The sequence below is a fragment of the Tolumonas auensis DSM 9187 genome, assembly GCF_000023065.1.
Lineage (GTDB): Bacteria > Pseudomonadota > Gammaproteobacteria > Enterobacterales > Aeromonadaceae > Tolumonas > Tolumonas auensis.
This window is the reverse complement of the sequence record NC_012691.1, coordinates 2,116,003-2,135,780: the sequence shown is the minus strand read 5'-3', so window position 1 is coordinate 2,135,780 and position 19,778 is coordinate 2,116,003. Positions and strand designations below refer to the sequence as shown.

Genomic DNA, 19,778 nt, shown 5'->3' with positions numbered 1-19,778 from the left:
GCGTCATTAATATCTATTTTAGATGTATCTTTATTGGCTTTTTAAGATTCAATTAAGTGTTCAGGTCTAGCATTCAATCAGACGTTAGATGTTAGCCGGAGCAGTTATGAAGCCTGTCAATGCGCCTTACCAGTTATCGCTGGCTAAAAGCAGTCATCAATATTCACACTTGCAACAATTTATACAGGATCAATATTTCCGCGAATTTAATGCGACGATCCCACATTTCTTACCGGTCTTGCTTGGACTTTACCGGGCTGACGGTCAGCTGGTCAGTGCTTGCGGATTAAATCCGGCACATCTGAACAATCTTTATTTAGAGCACTATCTGGATGCACCGGTTGAGCAAGTAGTCGCGAATCAACACGGCATCGTTATGGAGCGGACTCAGATAATCGAGATCGGTAATTTTGCCGCTGTTGAAGCGGGTGCCTCGCGGATCATGTTTGCCGCACTGTGCCTGTTACTCAGAAAGAGTCATCTGGACTATGTGGCGTTTACCGGCACGAACAAGATCCGCAATATCTTTCAGCGTCTGCATCTTAATCCGGTGGAACTGTCTCCGGCTTTACCTGAGCGGCTGGGGGAGGATGCCGATGCCTGGGGAGAATATTACCGTAATCATCCGCTTGTCATGATTGGTGATGTGAACGCTGGTTATCAGACACTGTGTGAAAACAGTCTTTTATTCTCCTTGTTCGACGCTATGCCTTCTTTGTTTTCTGAAACAGTGAGGACATCTGCATGAACTTGTTTGAACAAATCAGCCGGATCGCCGCTGAAGATCCGAATCGTCCGGCTTTATATGATAGCCACCGAACGCTCACCTATGCCGCACTTGAGCATGAAATCCGCCAATTATCTGATCAACTGAAAGATCTGAAAATATCCCGCCTGGCCCTGCAGATAGATAACGGTATTGATTGGGCATTAGTTGATCTCGCCTGTATGTTTTCCGGTGTCGTCGTTATTCCTGTTCCCTTGTTTTTTAGTGAGGAACAACAAAACTGGCTACTGGAAACGAGCGGTGCCGATGCGCTGGTTGGTCCGTCAAAAGCAGGCTGGTTATCATCACAATTAGCCTCTTTACCATTGCAACGCTGCCAGCCGGCAGAAGTGCCATCCATTCCTGAAGGCACTGCAAAAATTACCTATACATCAGGTACAACCGGGCATCCCAAAGGGGTTTGCCTGAGTTTCAGTCATCTGATGAATGTTTGTCAGTCAATTACAGAGCGCATCAGCTCTGCTGAGATCAGACAGCATCTCACCTTACTGCCGTTATCTACGTTGCTGGAGAATATAACCGGGCTGTATGTGCCTTTACTGACAGGCGCCAGTAGCCGTATCCCTTCTCTTGCCGAGGTGGGGCTGACCGGTTCCAGTCAGTTTTCACCACCGGTTTTTGCTCAGGCACTAAAGACATGGCAGCCGCATAGTCTGGTGCTGGTGCCCGAATTACTCAGAATGCTGGTTGCTATGTGCAGTGCTGACAATTCACTGGCATCCAGTTTACGTTTTGTTGCCGTGGGTGGCGGGAAAGTAGCGGCGGATTTAATTCATACAGCACGTCAGTCGGGCTTACCTGTTTATGAAGGTTATGGTCTTTCTGAATGTGGATCTGTAGTCGCATTGAATTCGCCTGACCATGATCTGCCCGGCGCAGTGGGATTACCGCTTCGTCATTGCAAGGTTGTCATCAGTAAAGATGGTGAGGTCTTGGTAAATGGTGCCGCTATGCTCGGCTATCTCGGCGAATCATCCTCTCATGAGCAGATAGCCACTGGCGATTTAGGCCATATAGACGAGCAGGGCTTTTTGCATATTACCGGACGCAAGAAAAATGTGCAGATCACCGCATTCGGACGCAATTTCTCGCCGGAATGGATAGAAGCCGAGGCGCAGATTTACCCGTCAATAACCCGCATTGTCGTATTCGGTGATGCCTTGCCAGCCAATATTGCCATCGTACAAACAACCTCCGGACAGGAAAAACAACTGTCCGCGCACATTGCTCATCTCAATACCCATTTACCCGACTATGCACGGATTCATCATTATTTCGAAGCTGAACTGACCGCTGCGTCCGGATTAATAACCAGTAATGGACGGCCGAAGCGGCAAAAGATTCTGGACACTTATCAGACACAGATTGCTCAGTTTTTCGCAGGAGATCGCATATGACTTTTTACCAGCAACTTCAGGATAGCACTGCACGTGATCGCGATTATTTATTAAGTGCACCGATCATCGAAGCCTGTCGCACCGGCGATATTAACAAGGAAATGTACATAGCTTTCCTGAGACAAGCCTATTACCACGTGCGTCATACCGTTCCGTTACTGATGGCAACCGGAGGAAAGTTACCACAGGATTATGAGTGGGTACGTGGCGCAATTGCAGAATACATTGATGAAGAATATGGCCATCAGGAATGGATATTAAACGATATCCGGGCATGTGGTGGCGATGCAGAAGCTGTCAGAACCGGTCAGCCGGGATTATCCATTGAACTGATGGTGGCATTTCTTTATGACCAGATAAGCCGTTCAAATCCCATGGGATTTTTTGGCATGGTGCAGGTGCTGGAAGGTACCAGTGTCGCTATTGCACTCAACGTCGCTGAACAATTGAAAAAGGGCCTTAGCTTACCGCTCAATGCTATGAGCTATCTCAGCTCTCATGGTGCACTTGATCAGGAACATCTGCGTTTTTTTGAGTCATTGATGGACAAAGTGGAAAAACCGGAAGATCAGCAAGCGATCATACATTCAGCAAAAGTCGTCTACCGGCTCTATGGCAACATGTTACGTGAAATAACAGGGCACCTCTCATGAAACTGGAAAATGCAAAAATATTGATAACTGGTGCCAGTGGTGGCATCGGGAAAGCATTATCCCATGCGTTGGCAGAACAAAATGCTTTTCTGGTGCTGCATGGTCGCAATGAAAGCCAGCTTGAACAACTGAAGGCGTCATTACCTTATCCGGATCGTCATCAGATTATCGTCGCTGATCTTACTCAGACTGCGGACCGGGCTATGTTGCTGCAACATCCGGCGCTGAATGCCGGGATCGATGTACTGATTAACAATGCCGGTACCAATGAATTTGCCTGGCTGGAAGATCAGACAGAAACCCAGATTGAGCGACAGTTACATGTGAACGTGCAGGCTCCGGTTTTACTGACCAAAGCCATGTTGCCGCATTTAAACAAACCGGCCCTGATCATGAATATAGGCTCAAGTCTGGGCAGTATTGGTTATCCGGGATACAGCGTTTACTGTGCGACCAAGTTTGCTATCCGCGGTTTTAGCGAAGCACTGAACAGAGAATTAGCCGGTAGCGGAATTAAAGTGCTCTACTTTGCTCCCCGGGCGACGCAAACCTCGATCAATTCAGATGCTGTTAATGCAATGAACAAAGAACTGGGCACCAAAAGCGATACTGCCGAGTCGGTTGCCCGTGAAGTCGTGACTGCTTTGCAAAAAGAGATAAAACGTCGCTGGTTAGGCTGGCCGGAAGGCTTGTTTGTCCGCATAAATGGGCTCATACCTCAGCTTGTTGATAACGCCATTATCAAACAATTGCCTGTCATTGCTAAATTCGCCCGTGCTACCTTTCAGAAAGGAACTCATTGATGAAAAAGTACTTTTTTTTAATGGGATTAGTGAGTGTTGCGGCACCGCAAGTCCATGCTGCTGATGCATTAATTCAGATACAGGACCAGTGGAGTGTTTGCCAGTATCAGGTAGAAAAGGACGCAAAAGAAGGGTGTCTGGAAACGTTAAGTAAAGAGGCAAGCCAACAGAGTTTGCAAAACAAATCACGTGTCGATTTACTGATTTGGTCTGCCATTGTAAAAAGTAGTTGGGCCGGCGCAAAAGGTGGCTTAGACGCACTCTCTTTGGTGAAAGAAGCAAAAGGTGAACTTGAACAGGCGTTGGCTCGTGATCCTAAATCGTTAAATGGTTCGGCTTATACCAGCCTCGGCACACTGTATTATCAGGTTCCGGGATGGCCGATCGGCTTTGGTGACAACAAACAAGCCGAGCAGTTATTGAAACAGGCGCTGGTAATCAATCCTGATGGTATTGACCCTAATTTCTTTTATGGCGATTTCTTGCTGGAACAAGGCCGTAAAAAAGAAGCGAAAACTTACCTGACGAAAGCCCTTAATGCCCCGGAACGTATCGGCCGTGAGCTTGCCGACAAAGGCCGGAAACAGGAGATTCAGGACAGGCTGTCTGAATTGTAATCAGCAATTAAACGATAAATCTTAGCTAAAAGCCCTGAAATCAGGGCTTTTGAGTGATATAAAATGTAGATTACTTCTCGTTTATCCAGACTCTCATTTCACCTAATGAACGATTAGCCCAGGTAAAATAGGGTATTAATATTAATTCCTGTTTTTTAGTTTCAGGTTTGGGTTGGTTATAGCTATACAATGGTAACAGTTGTGCATCTTGGCTACCGATTCGCACTGAATCAGCCTTTATTAAGGTTTTGCCTGCAAATAATCCATTACCAGTGAAGGTTTCAAATTTGGTCGTACTATCTAAACGAATATTATGTAATTCAGCACCATTATCCTGTTCTTCGATGCAATAGACGAGAGGACCTCGTTGAATAGCTATTTTCCCATCCGCATGACGTAATAGCGGGTTCCCTCGGATCACCATAACATCCATCGGCAGAGATAATCTGATCCGATCTCCAGCTTTCCAAATTCGGTCAATCTCTGCATAGCCCTGAGATATGATGCTCTCTAACTCTTGTTGTTGATCATTAATAAATAAAATTGGAGAGTGGCACCAATCAGGAATACGTAATGCTATTTTAGTTCGTAATGGCATTGTCGGTGAAACATCGATTTGTATTGAATCCTGCCATGGATAATTACCATTCTGTTCAAGTAATAGTTGTCCTTGTGGCAATTCAATATGAGTCTTATTTCCAATGTATAAGTTAACTAAAACCCCATCATCTTTGATGGAATAAATATAATTGCCAATTGAACCAATAATTCGTGCAATATTAGGGGGACAGCAGGCACAACCAAACCACTGTTGTCGTGTTGGTTTTACATGATCATAGATATGGTTATGCTGAATGCTTTTCGGATGAACCTCTAACGGGTTTACATAGAAGAAATGTTTGCCGTCTAATGCCATTCCGGCTAGCACTGTGTTATAGAGTGCACGTTCCATAACATCACCATATTTACTATTCGTATCTAACTGCAACATACGATTAGCAAACATCATTAATCCAATAGAGGCGCATGTTTCTGTATAAGCCGTATCATTAGGTAAATCATAATCACAGCTAAAGGATTCCCCGCAACTTTGGGAACCGATACCGCCGGTTACATACATTTGCTTATTTACCATGTTATCCCACAGGATTTTGCAAATGCCGAGTTTCTCTTGATCCTTGCTGATTCGTGCAAGATGCGCGACACCAGCGAGTAAATATACAAATCGTACCGCATGACCAACAGCTTCGTGTTGTTCTGCTAGTGGAATATGAGCTTGGCTATAATGTTTATCCTTGATCATCCACGCAGGTCCATGCACATGCCAGAATGATGTTTCACCACGCTTCTTAAATTCGATATCATAAAAATGAGGTTGCTGGCCTCGTTGTTCAATAAAATATTTACAAATGTTTAGATATTTTTCGTTTTGCGTAACTTCATATAAACGCATTAACGCTAATTCTACTTCCGGGTGTCCTGGGTAACCTGCCAGCTTGCCCGGTTCATTACCGAAGACATCATAGATGTGATCTGCGAATTTGCAGGAAATAGTCAATAAGGCATTTTTCCCTGTTGCATGATAGTAAGCGACTCCTGCTTCGATAAGATGCCCTGCACAATATAATTCATGGCATTCACACAGGTTTGTCCATTTTTTCTCAGGCTCTTTAATAGTGAAATATGTATTAACATAACCATTATCTAGTTGCGCTTTGCCAATGAGAGAAATAACATCATCGGCGATTTTTTCTAATTCTGGATCCGGTTTGTTTGCAAGTGAATAGGCAACTGCTTCCAGCCATTTAGTAACATCACTATCCTGGAACACCATGCCATAAAACTCACCCTCAGCTTCACCAGCTGCAATTTTTAAATTTTTAATGGCATGACTTGGTTCTGTATTTTCAATGTTGTCATTCAACGCATTCCATTGATAAGGGATAACAACATCATTCACTAATGATTGATACTTGCTCCAGAATTCATCAGTTACTTTCACATATTTGAATAAAGACTCAGTTGATAGGTTTTTCATTATAATTCCCTTAATTGATGAATTTGTTTTTTAATTGTGTGGATATTGTTGTCATTAATTCTGAACTTAATTTACTTTTGGCAATCATAAACGCTAATGCAAAATGCATGATTGCAGGAATGATAGTCTCAATACTTGTAATACCCGTGATTGATTTTGCTGTTTGATGTTCAATTCCTGGTTCATACGCGACAATAATGAACACTAAACTGATTATCGCAGCACTAGATGCCCAAGCCAGTTTTATACAGAACAAGTTAAAAGCAAAATTTAAACCTGACGATCTTACTCCTGTTTTCCACTGTCCATAATCATCAGCAAAGGCCATTAATGAAAAATGTAGTGGCAAGGTGAATCCAAGTATCAAACTGTAAGAGAAAATAACAACAAGCCATAATGTTTGATCATTACTTGATGCAGGTAAAATCAACATCAATAATGAATATATGCCAAGGAAAATATTTGTGTGAAAATATAGGTTTTTTGGTTCAATAATGCGAGTTAGATAGTTAGCTAATATAGGACCTAAAATTAACCCACTAGTAACCATGCCAAAAAACATAGAGGTATATTTGGCATCACCATTTAGTACATATGAGATAAAATATAAATAAGCACCACCACGAGTGTTAAATACATTTATTAACAAAAATGACATGACAAGCATAAGAATTAATTGATCATTTTTCTTAATGCTTCGTATATGATCACTTAATGAGAAACTACCCAGAGATGAGACAGGCGTTCTTTCTTTAACAGTAAAAAAACACCACAAAAACATGACTACAGCAATAACACATAAAATACCTACACCGTATTGGTAACCTGAAGCTTGATTTTCTTTACTGAAAAAACCTACAAACCAAGGCAAACCAACAGACACCATTAAGCCAGCAAAACCTGTTAACACAAATCGCCATGTTTGACATTTAATCACTTCTTTATGATTGGTTGTCATCGTATTTATCAATGCACAATAAGGAACATTGATAGCGGTATAGCTAAGCGATAGCAATAAATAAGTAACAAACGCATATGCAATTTTCAGGTTATAGCTGACATCTGGAACAGTGAATGTTAGCGCTCCAATAATGCCAATAGGTATTGCAATCCATAGTTGCCATGGTCGGAATCGTCCATATTTACTACGTGTTTTGTCTGCTACAACTCCCATTATCGGATCTGATATCGCATCAAATATGCGCAGACTCATAAATAAGATCCCGACTATCGCAGGCGTAAGACCAAAGATATCGGTATAGAAAAAAGTTAAAAAATTTCCTATTAGACCTGTGATTATGGTACCTCCGGCATCGCCTAATCCGTAACCAAACTTCTCCCAACTGCCTATTTTTTCTTCATAATCAGTAACCTGATTGATTTCGATTTGTTCATCTATCGTGTTGCTCATACGCGCCTCGATTATATTTGAAGACAAGTTGTTGTGTGCGATACCTACTATAGAGGTCAATCGTTTAGTAACAAGATGACGCTTTAGTATATAAAAAGGACAATTCCGACTGCTGGTTTTAATTTGTGAGCTTGGTCTAATTATGGATTAACTATTTACAATATATTTATTTTAGAAAAATCTTAATGAGACTTTTTAATGCCTGATATATTGATTAATCATTCAGTTGATGTAGAGAATGGTGGGTTTTTTGTGTCGAATGGAACTGGTATTCATGCCAGAAGAGTGATTAATTCATATGAGTTAATTTATGTTATTAGTGGCGAGTTATCCATGAAAGAAAATGATATCGAATATCATCTGCTTCCTGGGGACTCATTGTTGTTGTATCCTTTTCAACAGCATGAAGGTGTTAATGAATATCCAAAAGATCTAAAGTTTTATTGGGTGCATTTCAATGTTAATGACTATAGTGATGTGGGAAGGAATAACAATATTGTCCAATTATTAAAAACAACAAAATCTAGCGACACCAATAAAATTATTTCTTTATTTAACATGTTACTTGCAGAGCAAGAAAGTAATGCTGATAAAGTCGTATTGAATTTAATATTACTGCTAATCATGAAGCAGATTTCTGAAACAAAGCTAAATGATGAGGATAACAAAAGTGTTAGTTTGGCATATAGTGCAAAATCCATCATAAAAATGACATATAAAACGGAAATAACAACATCGCAAATTGCAAAAAGACTCCAGTGTAACCCTGATTATCTCGGCCGGGTTTTCAGGAAAACGTTTAACCAAACATTAACTGATTGTATTCAACATCAAAAAATAAAAGCAGCAAAACTAGCCTTGACAGAAGGAGATAGAAACATAACAGATATAGCTAATACGTTAGGGTTTAATGATGTAGGATATTTCAGAAGAGTCTTTGTTAAGTTGGTTGGCATCACTCCGTCATCATATCAACAGCTTTATTCCAGGAAGACAGTTAATTCTGAGTAAATTAAATTCAACCAGTTAATGTCTAATTCAGACCGTCACTGCTGATAACAATCAAATCGAAGAATTTCTTATGCTGGATGATTAATTTCATCATCTTTTATCTGAAATGCTGATTGTCAATTGTCTCGGTCACTCATACTCCCTCCAGTCCGTGGACTTTCATCAAGCGATACACCATTTCTCCGACATCAACAGCACGGGCGCTTCCGGATCGCTGTGCTTTGTCCTGCACTATCAGACCCCCACATAGCCCTCAAATTATTCGTCTGAATCTCTTCTGGCGATGGATATTCACTTCGTCCGGTATCCCGCGTTAGCAACTCAGATCAAATACGTGAATGACATCTCAAATTGGTGCATTGAATGATTTCCGACCTTGAAGAAAAGATATTTTGGTAGTAATAATTAAACAACTTCACGGAAATCCGTAAAGTTGAAAAGTACTTTACAGGTCAGTTTATAAAGGAATCCACATGTCTGAACTAAAATTCGCTACACGTCTGAACTCATTTGCTTCAGGTGCGCACCTTTACTGGAAAGACCTAAAAGGCAAACCAACGGTGATGCAAATGATTGAGCGGGCAGCAACCGCAAAAGGTCTGACTCACCTGGATTTAAATTACCCGCAACACATCACTACCGATGATATTAAGGCCATGCGTCAGAAGATAGAAGAAGTGGGCCTTGCTGTTAACGGCATGCAAATGCGTTGGGATGCCCCGGAATTCAAAATTGGTGCATTCACAAACCCGGACCCGGTAATTCGTCGCAAAGCCATTGAATTAACTAAACGTGGCATTGATACCGGCCGTGAATTTGGCTCTAAGCTGATGACACTTTGGATGGGTCAGGATGGCTTTGATTATTGTTTCCAGGCTGATTATAAAAAAGTGTGGGAAGACGCGGTAAGCGCAGTTCGTGAAGTGGCTGAATACGCACCGGATGTTGATATCAGTATTGAATACAAACCGAATGAACCGCGTGCATTTAGCATTTTCCCGAACGTGACGACCTGTCTGCTGGCGCTTGATGAAGCCGGTTGTGACAACTTGGGTATCACGCTTGATTTCGCACACGTTCTTTACGCAAACGAAATTCCTGCTTATGCCGCTGCAATGGTGGCACGCCGCTCACGTCTGCTGGGTCTCGACTGCAATGATGGCTGGGGTAAACGCGATGACGGTTTGATGGTCGCGTCAGTTAACCCGCGGGCAACACTCGAATTCCTGTGGCAGATGCAGCGCGACGGTTATCAGGGTGCTTACTATTTCGATACCTTCCCGGATGCGAGCGGCTTAGATCCCGTTCGTGAAGCAGAAACCAATATTGCGACAGTAAAACGACTGCTCAAACTCTGCGAAAAACTCAATGACAACAATGAATTGATGGCAGCCATCAGTCGACAAGATGCGGTTGCATCACAGCAAATTATCAACGACATCATGCTTGCAAAATAGCAGGCAAAGCCCAGGCACCGCCAGGGCCCTCATAGAGCCAATACTCCGTGAGGCGTCCTGGAAACACAACAACACACAAGGATCAAACATGAAAAAACTATTATTGACTGTACTTGCATCCTCTTTAATTAGCGCTGGTGTATATGCGGCTGAATTAACACCACTGCAATCAGACAGTGAACCAGATCGTACTGACTGGACACAGTTGGATGCAAAGTATGGCCCGATGCCAAAAATCGATCCGGCATTAAAAATTGGTGGTGTATCAAAAACACTGACCAACGAGTACTGGCGTTCACTGGGTGAAGGTTACAAGAACGTCGCAGATAAGTATGGTTTCACTGTCGCCTATCAGGCCGCAGCAAATGAAGATGATCAGATGGGTCAGCTGGCAATCGCTGAAACATTAATCTCTCAGGGTTTTAACGGCTTGCTGGTGTCACCACAAACCGACGCTAATTTACAACCAGCGTATGAAGTCGCGAAGAGCAAAGGTGTTGCGGTAGTTAACGTGAATGACGCAGTCATGCCAAATGCGGCTTACTACGTGGGTAACGTTCAGAAAGACAACGGTGTTCGTGTTGCTAAGTGGTTTATTCAGCATCATCCGGAAGGCGGCAAAGTGGCGGTGATCGAAGGTCAGCCAGGCGTTTATGCGGCTGGTCAACGTACTAAAGGCTTCAAGGAAACGATCGAAGCAGATGGTAAGTTGAAGGTGGTCGCGAGTATTCCTGCTAACTGGAGTCGTGAAAAAGCCTATGACGCAGCATCTACCATTTTGCAACAACATCCTGATTTGATTGGCTTCTATGCTAACAATGACGGCATGGCACTGGGCGTAGTAGAAGCGGTACGTGCGGCAGGTAAGTCTGAGCAGACTGCGGTGTTCGGTACTGACGGTATTTCAGACGCATACGCATCGATTAAACGTGGTGAACTGACTGGTACTGTTGACAGCTTCCCTGTGTTAACCGGTGAAGTGGCCATGAACGTTATTTTACGTCTCATTAACGGTCAGAAAATTTCACGTGTGGTTGCAACTCCACAAGCTTTGATCACTAAAGAAAATGCGGATGCTTTCTCGATTAAAGATAACGAGAAACTGCGCAAACTTCTTGAACAGCAATAATTAAAGCGCCGGAGGGTTTATGGAAGGTTATCGTTTGAGTATGCAGGGCATTACCAAGATTTACGGTAATATTGCTGCGATTGAAGGTGTGAACTTCTCGGTTGAGAAAGGCGAGGTTCATGCGTTAATTGGTGAGAATGGCGCAGGTAAATCAACACTACTGAATATTCTGTCTGGTGTCAGAGATGCAAATGCAGGTGAAATCAGAGTGGACGGCGAGCTCGTCCACATGAAGAACCCGCTGTCTGCACGACAGGCCGGAATTGCCATGATCCACCAAGAGTTGCAGCATGTTCCTGAACTCTCCGTTGCTCAAAATATGTTTCTGGGGCGCCCCTTAACAAAATATAAAGGGGTGTTCGTTGATAAAAAAGCACAGTACGAAAGGGCCAAAGTCATCCTTAAACGGTTAGACCCATCGATTAACCCGGATGAGCCAATTAAAAACCTGAAAGTGGCTCAGCAGCAAATTGTCGAGATTGCCCGTGCTTTGCTGGATGAAGCCAAAATCATCGCCATGGATGAACCTACATCGAGTTTAACGCCAACAGAATTTGATCGTCTGGCTGAATTGATTTCAGATTTGAAAGCAATGAAAGTGTCGGTCATTTATGTTTCTCACAAGATGAATGAGATTTTTAAAGTCTGTGACCGCGCCACGATCATGCGGGATGGTAAACAAGTTGGCGTGGTTAATATTAAAGATGAAACCGAGGAAACCATCGTTGCCAAAATGATTGGTCGTAAGCTTGAAAAAGTAACGCATCATTCATTTATGACAGAAAAGGAAATCCTGAAAGTCGAAAATTTAGGACGGGACAAAGCTGTTCTTCCTGCGAATTTCACCGTGCAGGCCGGTGAGGTGCTCGGTATTGCGGGTCTGGTCGGTTCTGGCCGCACTGAATTATTAAAACTGATTGCTGGTATTGACTCTAAAACCAGTGGCTCAGTGTCTGTTGACGGGGCGCAAATTCATCACCTGAATGTGACCTCTGCCATTAAAGCAGGCATTGGACTGGTACCTGAAGATCGTAAAAAAGAAGGCATTATTAAAGAACGATCTGTTGCCGTGAATATGGCACTGCCTTCAATGAAGAATTTTACCCGGACAGGTTTAATTCAAAAGTCAAAATTGGACAAAGTCGCCTTGAGTGTTATGTCAGACTTAAATCTGCGACCGCTTAATATTGAAAAGCATATAGGCACATTGAGTGGCGGCAACCAGCAGAAAGTAATTATTGGCCGCTGGGTCGCTGCTGATGCAAAAGTATTCCTGTTCGATGAGCCAACGCGTGGCATTGATATTGGTGCGAAGTCTGAAATCTATAACCTGATTGAAAAACTGGCTCAGGAAGGTAAGGCGATTGTGGTCGTATCTTCAGAGATGCCTGAAATAATTCGGATCTCTGACCGTGTGTTGGTCATGCGCGAAGGGAAAATTGCAGCCGAACTTAAAGGTGACGATATCAATGAAGAAAATATCGCGCAATACGCCATCAATGACGTAGTTAATAAAAACAAATTTTGTAATTAGTCCAAATATTAAGAGGCTGACAACATGAACACTCAAGGAACTACTATGCCTGGATTAAATCCTTCAGCACTATTTAAATTTAATCTGCGCGACGCAGGAACGTTAATTGGTTTACTGATTATCGTCGGTACATTCGCAGTACTTTCACCGGTATTCATGACGGTACCGAATATACTTAATATCCTGCAACAATCATCCATTAATGCGGCGATTGCACTGGGTATGACACTGGTTATTATCTCCGGCGGGATCGACCTTTCAGTCGGGCCAACAGCGGCATTATCTGCTGTGTTAGGTGCGACATTGATGGTGGCGGGCGTACCTGTTCCGCTGGCTATCATGGCTACGCTAGGTATCGGCGCCCTGTGTGGTTTATTCAGTGGCACGCTGGTGGCCTATGCCGGTCTGCAGCCGTTCATCGTAACGCTGGGTGGTTTATCGCTGTTCCGTGCGGGTGCCCTGATCTATACCGGTGGTAACCCAATCTTTGGTATCCCGATGGAATTTCGTAACTTCATAACCAGTGAGTTATTTGGTATTCCATGCCCGATTGTTATCGTTATGATTATTGCGCTGGCCGCATGGATTCTAATGAATAAAACCCCGCTGGGTGAATACATTCTGGCTGTCGGTGGTAATGAAGAAGCGGCACGTGTAGCGGGTGTTCCTGTCAAAAGAACAAAAGTCACCGTGTACGTTATCTCTGGTGTATTAGCATCACTGGCATCACTGATTCTGGTAGGGCGCCTGGGGGCTGCAGAGCCGACAATGGGTAGCTTGTGGGAACTGGATGCGATTGCGGCGGCAGCCATCGGCGGTACCTCTTTGATGGGCGGTAAAGGCAGTATCATCGGAACCATCATGGGAGCGATTATTCTGGGTTCATTACGCACCGGGTTAACGCTAATGAATATCCAGGCCTTTTATCAATTGCTTGCTACCGGCCTCATCATTATCATCGCAATGTTAATAGACCGGGCGACACGAGGCAAATAATGAGACTAGATCCGCGAGCCATAGGTGCTCAAATCAGAATGAGATTGCCACAACTAACACCGTTAGAACGAAAAGTAGTTGAGTCGATAACGTCCAAAGAAGATTTATCAGAACAGACATCATTAAAAGAGATTGCTACTGAAAATAATGTCTCTGAAGCAATGATAGTTAAACTGGCTAAAAAATTAAACTTCTCGGGATTCCGGGAATTCAGGACGAGTCTGATTCATTACAATCATTCAGAAGTGGCCAATCTTCATTCTGAAATTGAACCAAATGATTCGTCGGAGCAATTGTTGGAAAAAGTATTCAGAACATCCATTCAGGCAATAGAAGAAACTCTTTCTATTCTGGATGTCTCTGAGTTCAACCGGGCGGCGGATATTTTATTTAAAGCAAAACATATCGACTTATATGGTGTCGGAGGTTCTGCAACAGTCGCCCGGGATTTATCACATAAACTGTTGAAAATAGGAATAAGAGCCATGGTGCATGATGATTCACACACCATGCTGATGTCGGCGGCTCTTTTAACTGATGATGATGCTGTGATTGCAATAAGTCATTCGGGTATGACGAAAGCTGTAATTGAGCCGATAAAATTAGCGGCAAGAAATGGTGCAAAAGTAATTGCCATTACCAATTATGCGGAATCACCGATTGTCCAGAATGCGCACGTGGTGCTTAATTCAACATCCCAGGGGTCTCATTTGCTGGGGGAAAATGCAGCGTCACGAATTGCTCAATTGAACATATTAGATGCGCTGTTCGTGGCTATTGCTAAAAAAGATCTGAAAAAAGCAGAACAAAACTTAAATAAAACTCAACAAGCGGTCCAGAATTTAAGAGAGTATTAATATGAAGAAGATCTTAGTCGTTGGTAGTCTGCATTACGATATTATGGTCGATGCTCATCACCGGCCAGAAAAAGGTGAAACAGTGATCGGCACCGGATGTTCATATAAATTCGGTGGTAAAGGTGGTAATCAGGCAGTTTCCGCGGCTAAGTCAGGCGTTGGTGTTAAATTCTTAGGTGCCGTGGGCACCGATGACAGCGGCAAATTTTTATTATCGGTATTACAAAATAATAGCGTTGATACCAAGTTTGTCGAGGTTATTGATGGCATTGCTTCCGGAATGAGCGTCGCAACGATGGACGCCGAAGGCGACTATGGTGCGGTGGTAGTGTCAAATGCGAATCTCCGGATCAATCCGAACCAATTCGATAATGATGACATCTGGGCTGATGTCGGTATGCTGCTGTTGCAAAACGAAGTACCGGAACTGGTAAACCTGAATGCTGCAAAAGAAGCTAAGAAGCGAAACATTACGGTTTGCATTAACGCAGCTCCGGCGAAAGAACTATCTCCAGCCCTGCAAGCCTGTATTGATGTGCTGGTGGTTAACGGCGTAGAAGCGCGTGATATGTCGGGCATTACGGTTGATTGTTTAGAAACCGCGTCAAAAGCCGCATTGAAACTTAACCAGACATTCCCCGTCGTAGTAGTTACAGCCGGTGAACATGGTGTGGCATTTTCTGAAAGTAATGGCACATGTAATTCATTGCCGGCAGAAAAAGTGGAACTCGTGAGTACACATGGTGCCGGTGACTGCTTCATGGGGATGTTTTGTGCCTCTATGATGAACGGATGCTCACTCGAAGAATCTGTTTCCAAGGCAAACAAAGCTGCAGCAATACACGTATCCCGCAAGGATTAATATGCCTCATGGTATATGTGTTCTGTGTTTTTAATTTATATTGTTAATAGCCCATAATATTTATGGGCTGGCTCCATCGTGAGCCAGCCCATACGAAAATTATTGAGTAACTGGTGTTACAAACTGAGCGTTCGCATTGAAAGCGGTTGATGACGTAAATTTAACATCAACAGTCTGACCAGCAGAAATACCTTTCAGCACATCACTACCGGCTGTGGTATAGGTGAAAGTACGGGCAGGCCAGCCTAATTCAGATACTGAGTCTTGCTGAACAGTAATTTTCTGGGCTGCAGCATCAACGGCAACAACAGAACCGTGGGCGTTATAAGTATTAACAGTAGCCTGAGCAGACAAAGCAGCCAAAGATAACGCAGCAACAGCAGCAAAACGTACGAATGTATTTTTCATAATCTTAACTCCACATAGATTTATTTCATTAACCGGCACATGCCGTTTATTTTTTGTTTTTGTGAAACGCATCACGTTTCAGTGGGCTAAGAATACGATCTCAAACTAAGTAGATAAACCTCAGTTTTTCGAATTAACTATTGCGAAAATTGGAATAATCCATCGTTACTGCTCAAAATGACCTTAATCCAGACAACGTTATACCTGCCATGACTGGGGTTTCGGATAGCGGTTTCTAAGGTAGTCAAACCGATCTGTATCGTTGCTTAAATGATTAAGGCGCGCGACATCAGCATCGGTGATTTCATAACTAAAGTAATTCGTTAATTCTTGATTTGTCGTGGTTGTATTGTGTTGTGGATAGGAGTGCACGGCCTCATTCACGGCTTTTTGTGAATCGATGGCTTTCACTACATCCACTTTATGTGTTGCGACATCAACAATCGCATACGTTCTTACTAACGCACCAACATCAGGGTCATTAAACATACGATTCTCGCTTCACATGGGGGATCCAGGTTATATCTTAGGTCTATGTTATAAACATAAATACGTCCACTCCGCTGTCTGTAAATAGTGGCGGAAGCGGCCTAAATAGCATGTGTCCAGAATCATAACGTACGCTGCAATGTCGCCGGCAAATTTTTCCAAAGCCCGGGAACAAGAAAACCGTCGAGATTCGACGGTTAGAAGATGGTTTTGCTTTGGTTTTACCGGTCGAGATCGACAACCTCTATCAGCTTTAATCTTGTATTGAAGCACTTTAGTACAGCTTCAATATGCTGTGGCGGCATAAAACTGATTTGGTAAGTATCTCGCACTACATCCGCTTGCTTTTGAATTTCAGCAAATAACTTCAGAATATACCGTTCATTCAAGCCGATCCCTTTTCCGAACGCTATAAAGTCGTAACCAATATACTGACCGAACTGCGTATCAAATCCTGGAGCAAGTGCTCTGTCATTCTCTTCACGAGTTAGCAATGGCAACGCCAAATAACAGCTATTAAACGTAGAAGAGTAGGGCGCCGTACTGACAAAATCATAAACAGGTGCCAGTAAATTCGGTGCGACTTGTGGTTCGAGAATACCAAAATTGCGCAGATGAAAGTCATTGTTACCCAGTAAATAAGCATAAATCACACGTAAAAACAGATCTCGCTTGAAAGGTAAACTACTGTCGACTTGCTCAATCAGAAAACGACAAGCTGATTCATAGCTGATCTGTTGTTTTCCGTCGCGATGACCGTATTTATCATCAATGGCCATGGCACCATCCAATTGCTCTTGATGAATTTTTTCACCAGTTTTCATATCACGATCAAATCGTTTAATGATGAATGCAAACTCGGCAGGATCTGCGTTATCTACTTTTTTAAACGCGACCAAACCAAACTCAGGGACTGAAAATTTAAGCTTTTTCATGACCATCATCGTGGCATGTTCATTTTCAGCTAAATAGGGATAAGCTTCTGGTGATGGTTTTAGTATGTAGCTTCCCATCTGATCAACCACATGAAATTGCTTATTCTGAATGGCTAATGACAATTTAGGCTGATAACCGGAAATACTGAGTCCTTGTTGTAAGCCAGGTAATTCAGTAATGAACTCGTCGCGAGTAAAAGGGAGCTCCATGGATGTCGTTATGTTTCCGGTCAGATACTTGATCCCACGGGAAGAATAGCCCGGCTGCGGCTGTTTTTTATCCAGTAGCTCTAGTGTGATCAGACAACGGTCCATTTAATCATTAACCTCAAGAAAAGTAATCGCGCCCAACAAGTCACTGCCGTTTCGGATCAAAAAGCCAAATAAATCACGCTCATCAATATGTTGGAGTTCGGAGTACCTTTTTTTCAACCACCCCTCAGGTGCCAGGGTTTTGAAAAATGGATGTAATCCTTTGCTGGGGAATGTTTTTTTCGATAATGGCAAGCTGAGAGAGATAGGTTTGCCTCTATATTCATCATCATAGGTGAATACGTATTCGTCGTTGTTTTCACTAAGAATACCGGCCTGCTTGCCATAGCAAAACACAATTACTTTGCGGCCCATAACTTGATACCTAATTCCTGGCAGACTAAAAGCAAATGGCCAACACGCGCATTCTCCGGATCAGAGAAAAGGCGCTTTAGTGTCGATTGAGATATTCCGGTCTGCAATTCCAGATCGCTGAGCGTTAAACCGAGCGATTTGCGCTTAGTTTTAAGCATCAACGTCATGGCATCATAATTATCGGCAGCGATACCCAGTTCGGGCTCTGTGAGCTCTTTTTCTGCATTATCCAGCAACCGAGAAAAGTGCTGAAAAAGTTCATCAGACTGTTTTCTTAGCTCGAGTAGATTTCTATGGCTCATAAATAACCCACAATGACTTATTTGTATAAATATTAGGTCATAAATAAAACAAATCAACTTTTAAGTGCTGATCATGGTCTTTTATTCATGAATAATTACATATTGGGTCATTTATGGTCTTTTTGCTGGAAGATTGCTGATTCACCCTTTAGAGCATCACACGAACATACCTTTGCTCTTTATTCATTATTTCAAATTTGCTTTATAAAACTGCTCAAATTTATCAAACGGAATTTTTCCTGCCTGGTTGTCGTATAAATCTACATGATTAGCATTGGGTACAATGACCAGCTCTTTATGTTGACCGCCAATACCCATGACTCACTGCCAGATTCTTAACGTGCTACTGCTGTGCCTCAATACTATTAGTTTGGCGGCGTAAGGCTGCGATATCCCGCTTGGGGGGTACGCCAAACTGACGACCGTATTCACGGCTGAATTGCGATGGACTTTCGTAACCGACTTGGAACGCTGCACTCGCGGCGTCGAAGCGCTCGTTCAGCATTAAGCGTCTTGCCTCGCTCAATCGCAACCATTTCTGGTACTGCAAGGGACTCATCGCGGTGAGCAAGCGAAAGTGATGGTGTAGGGTGGACGTGCTCATTTGCGCATGGATCGCGAGTTCGTCAATGCTCAGCGGCTGAGCGTAATTTGCTCTCAGCCAGTTGATGGCTCTAGCGATTCGGTGGCTCTGGCTGCCTACCGATGCAATCTGCCAGAGGCGCGCAGCTAAGTTGCTTCTCAGCAGGTGGAAGTGGATCTCCCGCTCGATAAGTGGTGCGACTACCCTGATTGCGACAGGGTCATTAAGCAAAGCTAGCAGACGACAAAATGGCTCGAGCAACGCAGGTGTCATTGTGCCAATAGCAGTGCTTCCACTCGTAGCGCGATCGCAAGGTGTCGGTAAACCGCTTTGAGTGATGAGCTCTGCCATAAGTCGCAAATCAAGTTTGAGCACCAGGCCTAGACAAGGTCGGTTCACACTCGCGTCGAGAACCTGCGAACTGGCAGGAATATCGAGTGAGTTGAGCAAAAAACTTCCGGTGTCATAGACAAAAGACTGATCGCCAATAAGCAACTGCTTAGAGCCCTGGACAACAAAAACGATGCTTGGTTCGACCATGCATGCGCAGGGCTCGGTTAGCGCCTCTCGACGAAAAAACAGGAGATTATCGATCGAAGTCGAGCTGTCACCTTCTCTCTTGAGCCATCTTCCAATCACATCAGCTAAACCAGCGTGCATGGCATTTAGCGACGGGTCAGTGCATCGCTCAAATTGGTCTCGAACAGGCATGGGTATCTCCGAGTGCTTTCACATGAATCAATGGTACTTCCCACGCCACCTGAGTGCTACATGATAATCCGAATAATCAGAGGATCAGGCAAGAAATACGCAGGATCTTGATATCGAAAACCTGTGAAATTCGTTAACTATAAGCCTCTTGAACCATTACAGACATCGAAT

At 43.3% G+C, this 19,778-nt stretch carries 21 protein-coding genes; 12 read left to right on the top strand and 9 right to left on the bottom strand.

Annotation, left to right across the window (positions count from 1 at the left end; translation table 11 throughout):
* The first annotated feature begins 106 nt into the window (after positions 1–106).
* Genes TOLA_RS09930 through TOLA_RS09910 form a run of 5 tightly spaced genes read left to right on the top strand, consistent with a single transcriptional unit; the run spans position 107 to position 4,257 of the window.
* Positions 107–748: a thermostable hemolysin gene (locus tag TOLA_RS09930; RefSeq protein WP_015879019.1), complete on the top strand. Its 642-nt coding sequence runs from the start codon at positions 107–109 to the stop codon at positions 746–748.
* Positions 745–2,184: an AMP-dependent synthetase/ligase gene (locus tag TOLA_RS09925; protein ID WP_015879018.1), complete on the top strand. Its 1,440-nt coding sequence runs from the start codon at positions 745–747 to the stop codon at positions 2,182–2,184. Before TOLA_RS09930 ends, TOLA_RS09925 begins: the two co-directional genes overlap by 4 nt.
* A complete protein-coding gene (locus TOLA_RS09920; RefSeq protein WP_015879017.1) occupies positions 2,181–2,837 on the top strand; it encodes an iron-containing redox enzyme family protein in 657 nt (218 codons plus the stop codon). The genes TOLA_RS09925 and TOLA_RS09920 overlap by 4 nt, the downstream gene beginning before the upstream one ends.
* A complete protein-coding gene (locus TOLA_RS09915; RefSeq protein ID WP_015879016.1) occupies positions 2,834–3,640 on the top strand; it encodes an SDR family oxidoreductase in 807 nt (268 codons plus the stop codon). The genes TOLA_RS09920 and TOLA_RS09915 overlap by 4 nt, the downstream gene beginning before the upstream one ends.
* Positions 3,640–4,257, top strand: coding sequence for a tetratricopeptide repeat protein (locus TOLA_RS09910; protein ID WP_015879015.1), 618 nt, complete (start codon positions 3,640–3,642; stop codon positions 4,255–4,257). Before TOLA_RS09915 ends, TOLA_RS09910 begins: the two co-directional genes overlap by 1 nt.
* 70 nt (positions 4,258–4,327) lie before the next feature.
* Here the strand turns inward: TOLA_RS09910 and TOLA_RS09905 are convergent, their stop codons facing one another.
* Complete coding sequence (locus tag TOLA_RS09905; RefSeq protein ID WP_015879014.1) at positions 4,328–6,295, bottom strand: glycoside hydrolase family 127 protein; 1,968 nt, start codon at positions 6,293–6,295, stop codon at positions 4,328–4,330.
* A gap of 10 nt (positions 6,296–6,305) precedes the next feature.
* Complete coding sequence (locus tag TOLA_RS09900) at positions 6,306–7,706, bottom strand: MFS transporter (protein WP_015879013.1); 1,401 nt, start codon at positions 7,704–7,706, stop codon at positions 6,306–6,308.
* 198 nt (positions 7,707–7,904) lie between these two features.
* Between TOLA_RS09900 and TOLA_RS09895 the strand changes: the two genes are divergently transcribed.
* The 7 genes from TOLA_RS09895 to TOLA_RS09865 all read left to right on the top strand — a co-directional run bounded on the left by TOLA_RS09895 (position 7,905) and on the right by TOLA_RS09865 (position 15,552).
* Complete coding sequence (locus tag TOLA_RS09895; RefSeq protein ID WP_015879012.1) at positions 7,905–8,717, top strand: AraC family transcriptional regulator; 813 nt, start codon at positions 7,905–7,907, stop codon at positions 8,715–8,717.
* A 473-nt stretch (positions 8,718–9,190) separates the two neighbouring features.
* The gene (locus TOLA_RS09890; protein ID WP_015879011.1) at positions 9,191–10,174 is read left to right on the top strand and encodes a sugar phosphate isomerase/epimerase family protein; all 984 of its coding nucleotides are present in this window, start codon (positions 9,191–9,193) and stop codon (positions 10,172–10,174) included.
* Between the two features lie 88 nt (positions 10,175–10,262).
* The gene (locus tag TOLA_RS09885) at positions 10,263–11,303 is read left to right on the top strand and encodes a sugar ABC transporter substrate-binding protein (protein ID WP_015879010.1); all 1,041 of its coding nucleotides are present in this window, start codon (positions 10,263–10,265) and stop codon (positions 11,301–11,303) included.
* Positions 11,304–11,322: 19 nt separating this feature from the next.
* On the top strand, positions 11,323–12,837 hold the full coding sequence (locus TOLA_RS09880) for a sugar ABC transporter ATP-binding protein (protein WP_015879009.1): 1,515 nt from the start codon (positions 11,323–11,325) through the stop codon (positions 12,835–12,837).
* Positions 12,838–12,882: 45 nt separating this feature from the next.
* Positions 12,883–13,833 carry an ABC transporter permease gene (locus tag TOLA_RS09875; protein ID WP_218916107.1) on the top strand — a complete coding sequence of 317 codons (951 nt, stop codon included), beginning with the start codon at positions 12,883–12,885 and terminating at the stop codon, positions 13,831–13,833.
* Positions 13,833–14,690 (top strand): MurR/RpiR family transcriptional regulator, encoded by an 858-nt coding sequence (locus TOLA_RS09870; RefSeq protein ID WP_015879007.1) that lies wholly within the window; start codon positions 13,833–13,835, stop codon positions 14,688–14,690. The genes TOLA_RS09875 and TOLA_RS09870 overlap by 1 nt, the downstream gene beginning before the upstream one ends.
* 1 nt (position 14,691) lies before the next feature.
* Positions 14,692–15,552 (top strand): ribokinase, encoded by an 861-nt coding sequence (locus TOLA_RS09865; RefSeq protein ID WP_015879006.1) that lies wholly within the window; start codon positions 14,692–14,694, stop codon positions 15,550–15,552.
* 99 nt (positions 15,553–15,651) lie between these two features.
* Here the strand turns inward: TOLA_RS09865 and TOLA_RS09860 are convergent, their stop codons facing one another.
* From TOLA_RS09860 to TOLA_RS09835, 7 genes are all read right to left on the bottom strand, one after another.
* The gene (locus TOLA_RS09860; RefSeq protein WP_015879005.1) at positions 15,652–15,960 is read right to left on the bottom strand and encodes a copper-binding protein; all 309 of its coding nucleotides are present in this window, start codon (positions 15,958–15,960) and stop codon (positions 15,652–15,654) included.
* 198 nt (positions 15,961–16,158) lie between these two features.
* Positions 16,159–16,449, bottom strand: a complete 291-nt coding sequence (locus TOLA_RS09855; protein ID WP_015879004.1) for a hypothetical protein — start codon at positions 16,447–16,449, stop codon at positions 16,159–16,161.
* Positions 16,450–16,670: 221 nt separating this feature from the next.
* Positions 16,671–17,699, bottom strand: coding sequence for a type II toxin-antitoxin system HipA family toxin (locus tag TOLA_RS09850; RefSeq protein ID WP_015879003.1), 1,029 nt, complete (start codon positions 17,697–17,699; stop codon positions 16,671–16,673).
* Positions 17,700–18,011 carry a HipA N-terminal domain-containing protein gene (locus TOLA_RS09845; RefSeq protein WP_015879002.1) on the bottom strand — a complete coding sequence of 104 codons (312 nt, stop codon included), beginning with the start codon at positions 18,009–18,011 and terminating at the stop codon, positions 17,700–17,702.
* A complete protein-coding gene (locus TOLA_RS16845; protein WP_015879001.1) occupies positions 17,996–18,313 on the bottom strand; it encodes a helix-turn-helix domain-containing protein in 318 nt (105 codons plus the stop codon). The genes TOLA_RS09845 and TOLA_RS16845 overlap by 16 nt, the downstream gene beginning before the upstream one ends.
* Positions 18,314–18,499: 186 nt before the next feature.
* On the bottom strand, positions 18,500–18,631 hold the full coding sequence (locus TOLA_RS16985; RefSeq protein WP_281054808.1) for a hypothetical protein: 132 nt from the start codon (positions 18,629–18,631) through the stop codon (positions 18,500–18,502).
* A 25-nt stretch (positions 18,632–18,656) separates the two neighbouring features.
* Positions 18,657–19,607, bottom strand: a complete 951-nt coding sequence (locus tag TOLA_RS09835; protein ID WP_015879000.1) for an AraC family transcriptional regulator — start codon at positions 19,605–19,607, stop codon at positions 18,657–18,659.
* Positions 19,608–19,778: the final 171 nt, after the last annotated feature.